The 14,691-nt window shown below is 36.2% G+C and carries 13 protein-coding genes; 1 reads left to right on the forward strand and 12 read right to left on the reverse strand.

What is annotated here, in order from left to right:
- The first annotated feature begins 8 nt into the window (after positions 1-8).
- Entirely contained in the window at positions 9-455 is a 447-nt protein-coding gene (locus FLAVO9AF_RS06005; RefSeq protein WP_370516450.1) for an excinuclease ABC subunit B, read from the forward strand.
- On the opposite strand, the gene uvrB is transcribed toward FLAVO9AF_RS06005, so the two are convergent.
- The 12 genes from uvrB to FLAVO9AF_RS06065 form a co-directional block, all read right to left on the reverse strand.
- A complete protein-coding gene (gene uvrB, locus FLAVO9AF_RS06010) occupies positions 452-2,443 on the reverse strand; it encodes an excinuclease ABC subunit UvrB (RefSeq protein WP_159685706.1) in 1,992 nt (663 codons plus the stop codon). The genes FLAVO9AF_RS06005 and uvrB overlap by 4 nt on opposite strands.
- A 139-nt stretch (positions 2,444-2,582) precedes the next feature.
- A complete protein-coding gene (gene rlmF / locus FLAVO9AF_RS06015) occupies positions 2,583-3,530 on the reverse strand; it encodes a 23S rRNA (adenine(1618)-N(6))-methyltransferase RlmF (protein WP_159685709.1) in 948 nt (315 codons plus the stop codon).
- Between the two features lie 43 nt (positions 3,531-3,573).
- Complete coding sequence (locus FLAVO9AF_RS06020; RefSeq protein WP_159685712.1) at positions 3,574-4,236, reverse strand: thiamine diphosphokinase; 663 nt, start codon at positions 4,234-4,236, stop codon at positions 3,574-3,576.
- A 66-nt stretch (positions 4,237-4,302) separates the two neighbouring features.
- On the reverse strand, positions 4,303-4,749 hold the full coding sequence (locus FLAVO9AF_RS06025; RefSeq protein WP_159685714.1) for a DinB family protein: 447 nt from the start codon (positions 4,747-4,749) through the stop codon (positions 4,303-4,305).
- Between the two features lie 22 nt (positions 4,750-4,771).
- A complete protein-coding gene (locus tag FLAVO9AF_RS06030; protein WP_159685717.1) occupies positions 4,772-5,593 on the reverse strand; it encodes a DUF4249 domain-containing protein in 822 nt (273 codons plus the stop codon).
- A gap of 5 nt (positions 5,594-5,598) precedes the next feature.
- Complete coding sequence (locus tag FLAVO9AF_RS06035) at positions 5,599-8,010, reverse strand: TonB-dependent receptor (protein WP_159685719.1); 2,412 nt, start codon at positions 8,008-8,010, stop codon at positions 5,599-5,601.
- A gap of 130 nt (positions 8,011-8,140) precedes the next feature.
- A complete protein-coding gene (locus FLAVO9AF_RS06040; RefSeq protein ID WP_159685722.1) occupies positions 8,141-10,363 on the reverse strand; it encodes an NADP-dependent isocitrate dehydrogenase in 2,223 nt (740 codons plus the stop codon).
- Positions 10,364-10,628: 265 nt separating this feature from the next.
- A complete protein-coding gene (gene rplS / locus FLAVO9AF_RS06045; RefSeq protein WP_064714046.1) occupies positions 10,629-10,979 on the reverse strand; it encodes a 50S ribosomal protein L19 in 351 nt (116 codons plus the stop codon).
- A gap of 174 nt (positions 10,980-11,153) precedes the next feature.
- Positions 11,154-12,284 (reverse strand): agmatine/peptidylarginine deiminase, encoded by a 1,131-nt coding sequence (locus FLAVO9AF_RS06050; protein ID WP_159685725.1) that lies wholly within the window; start codon positions 12,282-12,284, stop codon positions 11,154-11,156.
- A 107-nt stretch (positions 12,285-12,391) separates the two neighbouring features.
- Positions 12,392-13,279 (reverse strand): GyrI-like domain-containing protein, encoded by an 888-nt coding sequence (locus FLAVO9AF_RS06055; RefSeq protein ID WP_159685728.1) that lies wholly within the window; start codon positions 13,277-13,279, stop codon positions 12,392-12,394.
- Positions 13,233-13,913: a tRNA (guanosine(37)-N1)-methyltransferase TrmD gene (gene trmD / locus FLAVO9AF_RS06060; protein ID WP_024982710.1), complete on the reverse strand. Its 681-nt coding sequence runs from the start codon at positions 13,911-13,913 to the stop codon at positions 13,233-13,235. The genes FLAVO9AF_RS06055 and trmD overlap by 47 nt, the downstream gene beginning before the upstream one ends.
- A 229-nt stretch (positions 13,914-14,142) precedes the next feature.
- The gene (locus FLAVO9AF_RS06065) at positions 14,143-14,613 is read right to left on the reverse strand and encodes a DUF1569 domain-containing protein (protein ID WP_159685731.1); all 471 of its coding nucleotides are present in this window, start codon (positions 14,611-14,613) and stop codon (positions 14,143-14,145) included.
- Between the last annotated feature and the right edge of the window lie 78 nt (positions 14,614-14,691).

The following is a 14,691-nucleotide window of genomic DNA, read 5'->3' on the forward strand; positions in this document are numbered from 1 at the left end:
TGAATTTTGTGGATACATTTAAAAACAATAATTTAGCTAAAAATAAGAAATTGATGAATAGTTTTGAAGAAAAAAGAAGTTTACTTTTAGAAATGATAAGTTTTTCTATTGTAGACGGAAAATTACATCAACGCGAGTTGGATTTTATTTGGATTGTAGCCAAAGAATTGGGTTTTACCAGAGCAGAATATTCTGATTTGTTTCATCAAGAGTTACCTCATTTGCCCATTAAATCAGAATTTCAGCGTATTCAGCAGTTCTATAGGTTGGCGCTGATTATGCATTGTGATGGTATTTTACACGAAAAAGAGTCCGTTGCGATTCGTCAAATAGCCATTGATATGGGATTAAATCCAGGGGCTACGAAGCGAGTTTTGCAGATGATGCAGGAATCTCCAAACGCTATGATTGATGCTAAAGCATTGTTAGGAATGTTTCAGGAACAACACAATTAAGAGAGTTTTTCTTGTAATGCTTTTATTTCATCGCGGAACTTGGCAGCTTGCATAAAATCTAAATCTTTTGCGGCTTTTTCCATCGCTTTTCGTTTTTCACGAATTAATTTTTCCAATTCTGGTTTTGATAAATAAGCGGTTTCAGGTTCAGCTGCTTTGGCAATAGTGTGTCCTAATTCGTATTCCACCAATGGATTTTTAGTAAAAGCACTGTCTATTTTTTTATCCAAAGCTTGTGGGACTTTATTGTGTTGGGTGTTGTAATTGATTTGTTTGGTACGGCGATAATTGGTTTCATCAATCGTTTTTTGCATACTCGCTGTAATCTTATCGGCATACATAATCGCTTTTCCGTTTAAGTTTCTTGCTGCACGACCAATGGTTTGAGTAAGGGAACGATGACTTCTAAGAAAGCCTTCTTTGTCCGCATCCAAAATAGCAACCAAAGACACTTCAGGTAAATCCAATCCTTCTCTCAATAAATTGACTCCAATCAGGACATCAAATAAGCCTTTTCTCAAATCTTGCATAATTTCGATGCGTTCCAATGTATCTACATCGGAGTGAATATAGCGACAACGAATGGAAACTTTAGTCAAGTATTTAGCTAGTTCTTCGGCCATTCTTTTGGTTAAAGTGGTGACCAAAACACGTTCGTCTAACTCACAACGCACTTGTATTTCTTCGATTAAATCATCAATTTGATTCAGACTTGGGCGAATTTCGATAATTGGGTCTAGTAAACCTGTTGGGCGAATGATTTGCTCTACATAAACACCATCGCATTTTTGCAATTCATAATCCGCAGGTGTGGCCGACACATAAATGACTTGATTTTGCATAGCTTCAAATTCCTCGAATTTCAAAGGTCGATTGTCCATAGCTGCGGGAAGTCGGAAGCCATATTCTACCAAGTTTTCTTTTCTAGAACGGTCGCCACCATACATAGCTTGTACTTGTGACAAAGTTACGTGACTTTCATCGACTACCAATAAAAAATCATTGGGGAAGTAATCCAATAAACAGAAAGGCCTTGAGCCCGCTTCTCTTCCGTCAAGGTAACGAGAATAATTTTCAATTCCCGAACAATAGCCCAATTCCCGAATCATTTCTAAATCGAAGTTGGTGCGCTCTTCTAGACGTTTGGCTTCTAAATGTTTGCCTATTTCTTTGAAGTAATTCACTTGTTTTACTAAATCTTGCTGGATTTCCCAAATGGCATTTTGTAACACATCTGGCGAAGTCACAAACATATTGGCGGGATAAATCGTCAATTTTTCAAAGCGTTCAATGACTTGAGCGGTTTTAGTATCAAAGCTTTCTATTTCTTCGATTTCATCACCAAAAAAATGAATTCGAAACGCATCATCCGCATAACTTGGATAGACTTCAACCGTATCACCTTTAATTCTGAAATTTCCTGGGGTAAATTCGGCTTCGGTTCTAGAATACAAACTTTGTACTAAACTGTGTAGCAATTTAGTTCTTGAAATCATTTGGTTGACTTCGATGGCAATTACGTTCTTTTGAAATTCTACGGGATTTCCAATACCATAAATGCAAGAAACCGAGGCGACTACTATAATATCTCTTCGTCCAGACAATAAAGAGGATGTCGTGCTCAAACGCATTTTTTCTAACTCTTCATTGATTGACAAATCTTTTTCTATAAAAACTCCCGTAACAGGCATAAACGCCTCGGGTTGGTAATAATCGTAATACGACACGAAATATTCCACCGCGTTGTTTGGGAAAAACTGTTTGAATTCCGAGTACAACTGCGCGGCCAACGTTTTGTTGTGCGCCAATATCAGCGTTGGTTTTTGAACTTCTTGAATGACGTTGGCAACCGTAAATGTTTTTCCAGACCCAGTAACTCCAAGCAGCGTTTGAAATGGTTCACCAGCAATAATGCCCTGCGCTAATTTTTCTATCGCTTGAGGTTGGTCACCCGTAGGTTGGTAATCTGATACAATTTGTAGTTTCATTAGTTGAAGATTCTAAAGTGCTGTACGATTGAATTCAAAGATACTATGTTTTTTAGCGAAATGAGACTGCTACTTTTGGATTCGTCTGATTTAGTTAAGTACTTATTTGTTGAAAAAATTTAAATTGTATGCAAATAGTTTATTCAAACTTCCATTCTTTTTGTTGCTTTTCGGTCAAAAAAGTCCACGCCAAGATGCGACTGGTTTTTTGGCCTTGTGCCATATCGATGGTGGTGATGTTGGCGGCATTTACTTTGTTTAAGGTCTTGTACAAGCTATTCAAATGCGCTTGTTTGGATACTAAAGTAGTGTACCAAAGACAGTGCATAGGATATTTGGCGCTTTCGTAAATCATTTGAGTGATAAAACCCAATTCACCTCCTGGACACCATAACTCAGCGTTTTGTCCACCAAAATTTAAAGTTGGTGTAGTGGTTTTGTTGGTACTTAAATTATTGACTTTTCGTAAAGCTACTTTTGTGGCTTCTTCTTTTGAATTATGAAACGGAGGATTACAAATGGTAAACGCGAATTTATCCTCAGATTCCATTATATTTTTGAAAATAAAGCGAGGTTCTGTCTGTAGCTGTAAGCTAATAGCATCGATTAGTTTTGGATTTTTCTCGATAATTTTTTTGCAATTTTGAATCGCTTTTTCATCGATATCCGTGCCTACAAAACTCCAACCATAAACCGCATTTCCTAAAATAGGATAAATACAATTCGCACCTACGCCAATGTCTAAGCCCTGAACAGCTTCTCCTTTTGGGATAACGCCATTATTACTTTGGGCCAACAAATCGGCTAAGTAATGAATGTAATCTACTCTACCTGGGATGGGTGGGCAAAGAAATGTAGAAGGAATCTCCCAAAATTGAATATCGTAGTACGCTAGTAATAACGCTTTGTTCAATGCTTTTACGGCATCAGGATTACTAAAATCTAGCGTTTGAATTTGATGTTCGTTGATGCCTACAAAATTTTTGAGTTCAGGCAATATCTTTATTAAGGAATCAAAGTCGTATCCTAAACGGTGCTGATTTCTTGGATGTAGGTTTTTTTTCTCGGGCTGCTTTGTACGTTTCATTTTCTAAATTTCGGTGCAAAGATAGGCATTCCTTTTTTGGTAATTAATCCATACATTCCATCAGCAATAAATCCCCTTCAGAATGTTCAATAGTGACCAATCCATCGGAAGCGACAGCGTTGCTACTGCCGGTTCTGTAGCCAATAGTCAAGGTGTCATTTGCTAGAGGATATACTAAGTTTTGCGAATGAATGCCTTTTACCACGCCAATTGGGATTAGCGAAATAGGTGTGCCTGCCGTGTACCATTTTTCGAATTTATTGGGTAGAAGAAATATTTTGGAATGGTCATCTAAAATCACAATTTTGATTAAATCGCGATAACGTACGATATTTGTGAGATTGGTTATGGTGTGGTCGGCTCTTTTTCCAGTAGCCCAAACAATATTGACAGCTGGCATTTTTCGCTCGATTAAATAGTCTAATGCCTTTTCTAAATCGGTTTTGTTTTGATCGGGAGTGTGCACAATTTCAAGAGGATATTGTTTGGTTTTGTATACCTCTGGGTCGAAATCACGATCAAAGTCGCCTAAAAGCACATCTACTTTTATGTCTAACGAAATCACTCGTTCTATAGCAGAATCTAGTACTACAACCAAAGGTGACCATTCTAATAATTGACCCAATAATTCGGGCTGACAAGAAGCTCCATTGGCGATAATTAAAGCAGGTTCTTGGTCGTCGCGAACGATGTGATGTGAGGACATTTTTTGGATTTAGATTTAAGATTATTTGAAACAAATGTACAAAAGTTATTGTGCTAGTTCATTTCTTTATGCATCAAGTAGTCTGCGATGGTAACTAATTTGTCCCAAATGATAGGCTAGATGTGAAGCAAGATGCACCAAGAAGAAACCATAAGAGGTCTTTTTGTCCAAAACCAATAATGGATATTCTGTTTCTAAATCTTCTTCTGATAATTGGTCAAGTGCTTGATGAACAACTGCTATGGTTTCATCGATTTTTTGAATCAATTCTGATTTGGAGATGTTTTTTGCAGAAAATTCTAAGTCTCTATTTCTAACATAATTTGTTTTCCCTATTTCAGTCCCAATATAAGTATTGAGATTGCCAATAAGATGCAAGCATAAATTGCCTGCCGAATTGTTGATTTGTTGGTCACTAGACCAGATTACAGCCTCGTTCTGATAGGCATTTATTTCTCTTGTTAAGGAAGTCAAATCCCTTTTGAAAAGTGTTTGTAAAGTCTGAATTAGCATAAAAAGATACTTGAAAAGAGTATTATTGAATAGTATAACTTCTAAAATCAATTTCACTTAAGGAAAAATAGCCCAACGGATAATTGGCTTTGTCTGTAGTGTTGATAATGTCTCCACGAACGGTAGCTGGTGGAGATTGAAAAGGACCTCCGCCATTATTACCAGCAATGCTTACCAAAATACTCATATAGTTGTAATAGGCTTTTGAGATGCCGTAGTGGGTGATTTCAATTTTATCTCCTTTTTTAAGTTCGTCGTTTTGAGAAATACTAAAAAACTCATTTCCATCAAAAAATTCGTCTCTGTCCACATAAAGATTCGATTTTACTTGATTGGAATATACATATTTGTACAAATAATAATTAGGTATACTTGCTGGATCGTTATAAAAAGTTTTCACTTCAATTTCGTCACCAGTAATACCACCGTCATTTTTTTGTTCTAATTTGGTAATGGGAGCCACAGGTTGTAAAGATTCTGTAGCGGTATAAGTTTGTCCTTTGCTAACCACAGTCAGCGTATACGTTTCATTGATTACAGGGACAAAATTCGAGCAGAAATATTCGCCTGTATTTGGTACTTCCACAAAATTAAAAACAGTATTGGTGCTATTGGTAATGGTTACGATTGCTCCCGAAACTTTAGGGATTGTACTACTGAAATAATCAGTTGTTGTAGTTAATTTAATGCGTTGCTGATTCCCTGAAGTTCCTTTTTGCCAATTGATGGAGGCTTCAATAACTAATTTTGGCGGAGCAGTGTTTAAGTCTACATCTACTACATCTTCACATCCTACGAATAAGGTTGCTAGTATAAAAACGAAAAAGAAAGTGATCTTTTGCATAATGCTTAAAATTTAAAATTATAACTCACAGCTGGAACAATACCAAATATTGAAGTTCTTACTGCTTCATTATTACCTGTGTCAATGTTTTGTCTGAAGTTGATTGACGCAGCATTTCTTCTGTTGTACAGATTGTAAATACTAAAAACCCATTCGGTTTTGTAGTTGCGATTGTTGTTTTTTCTTGGAGTTAACGTAGCAGCAATATCTAAATGATGATAAGCGGGTAAACGATTTTCGTTACGCAAACCATAGCTAGGAACAGTAATTCCTAAATACTCATATTGTCCTTCAGGGTAGGTTACGGGTTGACCACTTTGTAAAGCAAAATTAGCTCCAAAGCTCCATTTGTCGTTCAAAGTATAAGAACTGGTCACGGCCAAATTATGCAACTTATCGTAAACAGATTTATACCATTGACCATTATTAATTCCTGTTTCTAGTGGCGTTCTGCCTGGGGTTTGTTGTTCAGATCTTGATAAAGTATAAGAAATCCATCCGTTGAGTTTGCCTTCGTTTTTCTTTAGCAAAATTTCTAATCCGTAGGCTCTCATTTGTCCATTCAAAATGACTTGTTCCAAAGCTTTGTTCGCAATTAATTCGGCACCATCAATATAATCTATACGATTTTTGATTTTTTTATAATAGGTTTCTACTTCTAATGAGTACATTCCGTCATTGAAGTTTTTGAAATATCCCAATGCTACTTGGTCAGCAATTTGAGGTTTAATGAAATTATCACTTGGCGTCCAAACATCGAGTGGAGTAGGTGATGAGGTATTTGAAATTAACTGTAAATACTGCACCATACGGTTGTAACTCGCTTTTACCGATTGGGTGTCATTGAATTGATAAGCCGCAGAAAAGCGAGGTTCTAAATTGTCAAAACTTTGAATCACATCGTTTTTACCATAAAATTTTGTATCTATTGGCGTTGCTTTTTCATACAATTTTAAGTCATTATTGAAAAGAACAGGATTGTCATTCGCATAAATATTTACGGTAGATTGTCCTAAGCGATAAAATAAACTGTAACGTAATCCATAGGAAATACTCACTTTTTTGCTTAAATCGTGATCAGCACTGATATAGACTGCTGGTTCAAAAGCATATTTCTTATCCAATTGATCGGAATTGATTCCAGAAGTGCTATTAGATGGAACAATGGTGCCCGGATTGAAGTCGTAATAAATTGCGTTCAGTCCGTAGTTTAATTTGAACGAGTCCGTTAAGTAATTTTTAAAATCGTACTTGATATTGTAGTTTTTGATACCCGAATCCCATTTGAATCCTACAAAATCAAGATCTAAGCCATAATAGTAATCGCTATAAATCAAGGAAAGATTAGAAAACAATTTATCAGAATACAAATGATTCCAACGCAAGTTTAGGGTTGAATTACCATAAGTATTGGTAAAACTTTTGTTTAGGCTAAAAACGTCTCGGCCAAAATATCCAGAAAGATATAAATTGTCATTTTCGGTTAATTTATAACTGAATTTTGCATTTAGATCATAAAAATATGCGGCGTTATCTTTTTGTTCTGGAGATAATTTCAAAAACAAATGGGCATAGGATCCACGACCACCAATCAAGAAGGAACCTTTATCTTTTACCAATGGACCTTCTACTAAAAGCCTACTTGAGATTAGTCCAATACCTCCATTCATATGGAATTTTTTGCTACTTCCATCTTTTTGATAAATATCTAAAACCGAGGAAGCTCTTCCTCCAAAGCGAGAAGGAATCCCGCCTTTGTAGAGTCGAATATCTTTTATAGCATCGGGATTAAAAACAGAGAAAAAACCAAAAACGTGAGAGGAGTTAAAAATAGTAGCTTCGTCCAACAGAATCAAGTTTTGATCCGCTCCACCACCACGTACGTTAAATCCAGAAGCACCTTCGCCAGCATTGGTCACTCCAGGGAGTAATAAAATTGACTTCAATACATCAACCTCACCAAGAACGACTGGCATTTTTTTGATGGCAGAAATCGAGAGTTTATTCACACTCATTTCGGGCTTTCTAATGTCGGTTTTGGTTCTGTCGTCTGTTATGATGACTTCTTTGAGCACATTGTCTTCATTGGACAAAGGCCAGTTGTATTTGGTGTTTTGCGTTAGATCGATGGTTTCATTAACCGTTTTGTAGCCCAAATAAGAGATTTGAACTTGGTGTTTTCCTTTGGGTAACGTAATGGAATAAAAACCATATTCGTTGGTAGTTACGCCTGTTTTCAATTCAGGAAAAAAAATATTGACTCCAATTAATGTCTCATTACTGTTTTGGTCAGTAATGGTTCCGCTTAACGTAAATTTTTCTCTAGTTGAATTAGAATTGGTGTTCTCTTGTGCATAGAAAAATGTTGAAGCAAATATTAAAAAGAATGTATAAACCGTAAAATAATAATTTTTCATAGATTGATTTTAATACTACAAAGTAGACGATTTTTTGGGTTAATTACTAGTGTACAACTGTTAATGTATGGTTAACAAAAAAAGACAACCGTTTCCAGTTGTCTTTTTATTACTATGCTTGTTTTTAAAACTATGCAATTTTAGCCAAAATCGTATTGAAAGTAGTACTTGGTCGCATCGCTTTACTCGTCAACTCTGGATTCGGTTGGTAGTATCCGCCGATAGTTTGAGGTTTTCCTTGAGCACCAATTAGTTCGCTGTTGATTTGTGTTTCATTAGCAATAAATTCAGCTGCAATAGGTGAGAAAATTGCTTTTAAATCAGCATCTTTATCTTGAGCAGCTAAAGCTTCAGCCCAGTACATCGCTAAGTAGAAATGAGAACCTCTATTGTCAATTCCGCCTACTTTTCTTGAAGGCGATTTGTCATTTGCTAAGAATTTTTCAGTAGCTACATCCAAGGCTTCGGCTAAAACAATCGCTTTTGCATTGTTTAAAGTTTGTCCTAAATGTTCTAAGGAAGCACCCAAAGCCAAGAATTCACCAAGAGAATCCCAACGTAAATAGCCTTCTTCGATAAATTGCTCAACGTGTTTTGGAGCAGAACCTCCAGCGCCAGTTTCAAATAAACCACCACCATTCATCAATGGAACGATAGAAAGCATTTTTGCTGAAGTTCCAACTTCTAAAATTGGGAATAAATCGGTTAAGTAATCACGCAATACATTTCCAGTCACAGAGATAGTGTCTAATCCTTTGATGATGCGCTCTAAGGTGAAATTAGTCGCTTCGATAGGGCTTAAAATACGAATGTCTAATCCTGTCGTATCGTAATCTTTTAAATATTTTTCAACTTTTACAATCAATTCTCTGTCGTGCGCTCTGTTGTTGTCCAACCAGAAAACCGCTGGAGTAGCTGATAGACGTGCTCTGTTTACGGCTAGTTTTACCCAGTCTTGAATTGGAGCATCTTTGGCTTGACACATTCTGAAAATATCATTTTTGGCCACTTTTTGTTCCATCAATACGGTGCCTTCTGTATTTACCACGCGAACCACTCCTTCTCCTTGAATCTGGAAGGTTTTATCGTGTGAACCATATTCTTCTGCTTTTTGAGCCATAAGACCTACGTTAGGTACACTTCCCATTGTAGTCGGTACAAAAGCACCGTGTTTTTTACAAAAATCAATTGTTGCAGTATAAACACCAGCATAGGAACGGTCTGGAATGATGGCTACAGTATCTTGTGCTTTTCCTTCTTTATTCCACATTTGTCCAGAAGTACGAATCATTGCAGGCATAGAAGCATCTACAATTACATCTGATGGTACGTGAAGGTTGGTGATTCCTTTGTCCGAATTCACCATTGCCAAAGCAGGTCCATTAGCAATTGCGGCATCAATAGCTGCTTCTACTTCAGCTTGTTGTGGATGTCCAGCTATTTTTGCGTAAACGTCACCTAAACCGTTACGAGTATCAATATTTAATTCATTGAATAACGTTGCATATTTTTCAAAAACAGTGGCAAAATATACTTCAACGATAGCTCCAAAAATGATAGGGTCAGACACCTTCATCATTGTAGCTTTTAAGTGAACAGATAATAAGATGTTTTGTGCTTTTGCTTCTTCTATTGTTTTGGCTACAAAGCTTTTTAAAGCAGCAATATTCATTACAGAACTGTCGATGATTTCACCTGCTTTCAAAGGAGTGCTTGCTTTAAGAACTGTTGTAGTTCCGTCTGTTCCTACGAATTCAATTTTTACATCAGTTCCTTCACTAACAGTAACCGATTGCTCACTTCCGTAAAAGTCACCTTGTTCCATTGAAGCCACGTGTGTTTTAGACTCAGAAGACCAAGCTCCCATAGAATGTGGATTAGCTTTAGCGTAATTTTTTACAGCTTTTGGAGCTCTACGATCAGAGTTCCCTTCACGTAAAACAGGATTCACAGCAGAACCTAATACTTTTGCGTATTTAGCTTTGTTATTTTTCTCTTCTTCAGTTTGTGGGTCTTCTGGGAAATTAGGTACGGCGTAACCGTGTGCTTGAAGTTCTGCAATAGCCGCTTTTAATTGTGGAACAGATGCAGAAACGTTTGGCAATTTAATAATATTGGCTTCTGGTGTAGTAGCTAGTTTGCCTAATTCTAGTAAGGCATCACTTGTCTTTTGATCTTCTTTTAAAAATTCTGGAAAATTGGCTAAAATTCTTCCAGCCAGCGAAATATCTCTTGTTTCAATTTCTATATCCGATGTGGCAGTAAATGCTTGAACAATTGGTAAAAAAGAGTAAGTAGCCAACAATGGCGCTTCATCTGTAAGGGTGTAAAAAATTTTTGATTTTTGTGTCATTTTTCTATTTTTTTAATCGAAATCACTTGGATGTGTGTCTTACTTTGCGAATTGTGCAAAAAATAAGGCGGACAAATATATGGAAATCGGATGTAATTACTCCCTGATTTTACTATAAAAATATCATAATTCTTGGGCTTCTTGTGATATTACGAAATCGTTATTTTTAATGGGGGTAAACCTTTAAAATAATAAATTTTTTGGTGATATACTGCCAAAAAAAAGTCCCGACAGGTCGGGACTTTTATATTTGAAAGAAAAAAGATTATCTTCTTTTGTCTTTGATTTTTGCTTTCTTACCAGTAAGTTCTCTAAAGTAGAAAATTCTAGCTCTACGAACTGCACCTTTTTTGTTGATTTCAACTTTTTGTAAAGCAGGTAAGTTAACTGGGAAGATACGCTCTACTCCAATAGCTCCTGACATTTTACGAATAGTAAAAGTTTCAGTGTTTCCTGAACCTCTTCTTTGAATCACTACTCCTTTAAAAAACTGAGTTCTTGTTTTTTCACCCTCTTTAATTTCGTAGTAAACTGTGATAGTATCTCCAGCTCCGAATTCAGGGAAATCTTTTCTTGTAACAAACTCGTCTTGAACGAATTTCAATAAATCTGCCATGATAAATGTTTAATTATGGTTTAAAATAGAGCAACATTCACGGTTCTCGCCAGAGGTTGGTCTAATGTGGCTGCAAAAGTAAAAAATAATTATGAATTATGAAGGGTTAAAAAATATTTTTTTGCACTACTTATTTAAAAAAGACTAAGCCTTGGTTTTCTGTGTTTTACATAGTTATTGTTCTTTGCGAGGTTGTTGTTGTGTTACACAATGAACCATTCCTCCATTAGCATACAAATTGCGTACATCAATCCCTACAACTTTTCGGTTTGGGTAAAGGGTTTGAATTGTGGTATTTGCAATTGCATCATTAGGATCATTATAGTTTGGAACTAAAATCACAGAATTTGCAATGTAATAATTCACATAAGAGCCTTTGTATTTTAATTTTTTCCCTGTTGCAGTAACTACGTCATTTTTTGTTAATGGGAGTTTTAGAAAAGTATAGTTTTTACCATTTTTAGAGACAGCCTTGTAGAGTGTTTGAATGTCTTTTTCTGGAACTTCCCAATATAATAAGTCATCCTCAGCCATAGTTACAATTGTAGATTTGTTTCCAAATCGTGCAAAGCCATCAATGTGCATATCAGTAATATCTTTACCAGCTTTTCCATCTAACCAAATGAAGTTAGTAACACCAAGGTATTTTGTAAAAATGACTTCAGCTTGTGATTGTGACATTCCGGGGTTTCTATTGGAGTTTAATATAGCGCTTTTGGTAGCCATTAAAGTACCTTGCCCGTCAATTTCAACTGCGCCACCTTCGTTTATCATAACCGAATTTAAATCTATTATTTGTAATTGCTGGTCTTTTGCTATTCGATTGGGTATAATGTTACAATTATTATAATCAGTTTTTTTACCCCAGCCATTAAAGCCCCAATCTTGAATTACAAGTTCTTTGTTTTTGTTTCTTACATAGATAGGTCCATTATCTCGTACCCATACATCGTCAGTTTTTTGAATTGTAAAGTCTATGTTTGCTACTGACACCTCAGCTTTTTCAAGCAAAAAAAGTATTCTTGATTTTTCATTAGCGTCATATGCAATAATGTGAACTTTCTCACTTTTTATTAATGATTTTGTCATAGCTATCCAGGTATCGTCGAGCTCATTTCTATATTCTATTCCATACTGGTATTGATGGGGCCATTGTAGCCAAGTGCCTTCATGAGGTTCTGATTCATCGGGCATAGTGTATAGGATTTCCGTTGATATTGGTTCTTCTGATGTTGTTAATTCTGACTCCTCTTGACAAGAAAGGAAAAGAGGAGATAATATGACAATGGTAAATAGTTTTTTCATAACAATTAGTTTGAATATTTAAATTATAAAATGCCTTGTTTACTAGTACTTAGGTAAGGCAAATCTATTCACGATAGTTTGATTATTTGTTGTCCAAAATTGACATTCTATAGAAGAGGAATAAAAAGAGCGGTTAAGTACTCATTTTCATGGGTACAGTTTGATTCATTTTTGAGGTATTGTTCGATTACAGGCGTATGAGAGCATTCTTGTTTGCTTTCTAAAATCCATGACCCAAAAATTTGTTGATAGGTGTTTTCTAAATCTTGGTAGGAGCCTTGGTGTATAAACTTAGCATAATTCCCGCCAAAAATAGATTTTGAGGGTAGGTTCGTTAGAATTGAATTTGTTTCTAGGCAAGCATCATAAGTACATTTTGATTTTTCTGTGATAACCACATCATCGGCAATTAATCCATAAAATTGTGTACTAACCTCCGAAAAGTCATTTTTTAAAATCGTTTTCCAAAGTTGCTCAATTTCGGGATTAATGTAAGAAGTTTTGCAACTTAAGTAGTAGACTGTTTTCTCAGGGATGTAAAGAATTTCAGGAGCTGTAATTGATGGTATTGAGTTTTGTATCTCTTTGTCATTTAACAGAAGTTCTTTTTGATTACGAGCTTGTGAAGGAGAGCAATTAAAGTGTTTTTTGAATGTTTTAGAAAACGATTGTACATCAGAAAAACCTATTTCCAAAGCTATATCTGAAATTTTAGCATTAGAATAGACTATTTTTTTATATCCATTTTCAACTTTTAATCTAGTTTGATATGCGCCAATGGTTTCCTTGAAAAGCGAGAAAAAGATACGCTGTAAATTTCTATAGGAATAACATGAAACCATTTCTAGAGATTTTATTGAAATAGTTTTGTTGTAATTTTTCTCAATATAATGCCTTGCGTTGTAAATGCGTTTTTGGTAGTCCATTAGTACAAGTGCTGGATCTTTTTTAATTGTCTTCCAACAAATCTGGTCTTCTGTTTTTGGTGTGCTCATAAGCCATGTCTTCTCTCCATTTGTCAATTTTTGCAAAATGCCCACTCAACAAAACATCAGGAACTTTCCAGCCTTTGTAGTCGGCAGGTCTCGTATAAATTGGGCCCGACAACAATCCATCCTGAAAACTATCGGTCAAAGCTGAGGTTTCGTCACTCAAAACCCCAGGAATCAATCGTATCAAGGCATCGCACAAAACCAAAGCGCCCAATTCGCCTCCAGACAAAACATAATCGCCTATAGAAATTTCTTTGGTAATAAAATGATCTCTTACCCGCTGATCCACTCCTTTATAATGTCCGCACAAAATGATAATGTTTTCATACATCGACATCGTATTGGCCATTTTTTGGTTCAGCGTGTCTCCGTCGGGCGACATATAAATGATCTCGTCGTAGGTTCTCTCGCTCTTCAAATGCGTGATGCAAGCATCAATCGGTTGTACTGTCATCACCATACCCGCGCCTCCGCCAAAAGGATAATCGTCTACACTTTTTTGTTTGTTGGTCGTGTAGTCTCTCAAGTTGTGAAAATGCACTTCCACCAACCCCTTGTCGATAGCACGTTTCATAATCGAAGCCTCAAAAGGACTTCTCAATAATTCAGGTAAAACGGTAATAATATCAATTCTCATTGTAGTATTTTATATCGCGCAAAGGTACAAATTAAATGATAGGACACGAATCAAGTGATACATCCTTATAGTTATTTGGGCGTGACCCCGAGGTACACGACTTTGCACAACCAAAAGTCCCTGCTCCTCGGGGTCGGGCTATCCGCTATATCTCTTGGGGCGAACCCCGCCCCAAGAGGATACCGCTCCTATCCCTCACGCAATCCCTGCAAATCAAGACACTTTTCGGTTATACCCCAAACTGTCTCAAATGATGGTCCAAGTGTCTGTACATCAATTTGTCCCAATCTTCATAACTCATCTTTCCCCAAAACGGATGATGCATGACCGTAATTACCGAAGTTCCTTTGGCAAATTCTTGAACACAAGCTATAAGTTGTGCTTGGCTTTTTTCAAAATCAGAATGGGCAGTGATACGGAATTCTTTTGCCGTGGGACTATTTTTTCCAAAGTCATTGTTAAAGGCTTTGTTTTTCAATAACCGTCCCAACAAACGCATAGGGAAACTAATTGTTAAATCTTGTTTTCCAAAAGCTACATTTATGGCAGCAATACAGTGTTCACACATTTGGTCCACGCTCATTTTGCCCCAAAGTGGAGTAGAATTGGCGTTTAAATTCTGAATTCTCTCAATCAAAATCGCATTGTCGGAAGTCGTGTAAATAGAAGGCATAAGTTCTTTGGTATTAGGTTGTAGCAAATATAATTCTTTCGCTTAAAACTTAGTTGTTTTACATTCAGTCAATTACTTTTTGAGGAATTATTTGGTAGGGTTGAT

The sequence above is a fragment of the Flavobacterium sp. 9R genome, assembly GCF_902506345.1.
Taxonomy (GTDB): Bacteria; Bacteroidota; Bacteroidia; order Flavobacteriales; family Flavobacteriaceae; genus Flavobacterium.

Excerpts from the sequence above, each read along its gene's own strand:
- FLAVO9AF_RS06035 (WP_159685719.1), bottom strand. The coding sequence starts at position 8,010 with ATGAAAAATTATTATTTTACGGTTTATACATTCTTTTTAATATTTGCT.
- uvrB (WP_159685706.1), bottom strand. The coding sequence starts at position 2,443 with ATGAAACTACAAATTGTATCAGATTACCAACCTACGGGTGACCAACCT.
- FLAVO9AF_RS06030 (WP_159685717.1), bottom strand. The coding sequence starts at position 5,593 with ATGCAAAAGATCACTTTCTTTTTCGTTTTTATACTAGCAACCTTATTC.
- rlmF (WP_159685709.1), bottom strand. The coding sequence starts at position 3,530 with ATGAAACGTACAAAGCAGCCCGAGAAAAAAAACCTACATCCAAGAAAT.
- rplS (WP_064714046.1), bottom strand. The coding sequence starts at position 10,979 with ATGGCAGATTTATTGAAATTCGTTCAAGACGAGTTTGTTACAAGAAAA.
- trmD (WP_024982710.1), bottom strand. The coding sequence starts at position 13,913 with ATGAGAATTGATATTATTACCGTTTTACCTGAATTATTGAGAAGTCCT.
- FLAVO9AF_RS06025 (WP_159685714.1), bottom strand. The coding sequence starts at position 4,749 with ATGCTAATTCAGACTTTACAAACACTTTTCAAAAGGGATTTGACTTCC.
- FLAVO9AF_RS06040 (WP_159685722.1), bottom strand. The coding sequence starts at position 10,363 with ATGACACAAAAATCAAAAATTTTTTACACCCTTACAGATGAAGCGCCA.
- FLAVO9AF_RS06050 (WP_159685725.1), bottom strand. The coding sequence starts at position 12,284 with ATGAAAAAACTATTTACCATTGTCATATTATCTCCTCTTTTCCTTTCT.
- FLAVO9AF_RS06020 (WP_159685712.1), bottom strand. The coding sequence starts at position 4,236 with ATGTCCTCACATCACATCGTTCGCGACGACCAAGAACCTGCTTTAATT.
- FLAVO9AF_RS06055 (WP_159685728.1), bottom strand. The coding sequence starts at position 13,279 with ATGAGCACACCAAAAACAGAAGACCAGATTTGTTGGAAGACAATTAAA.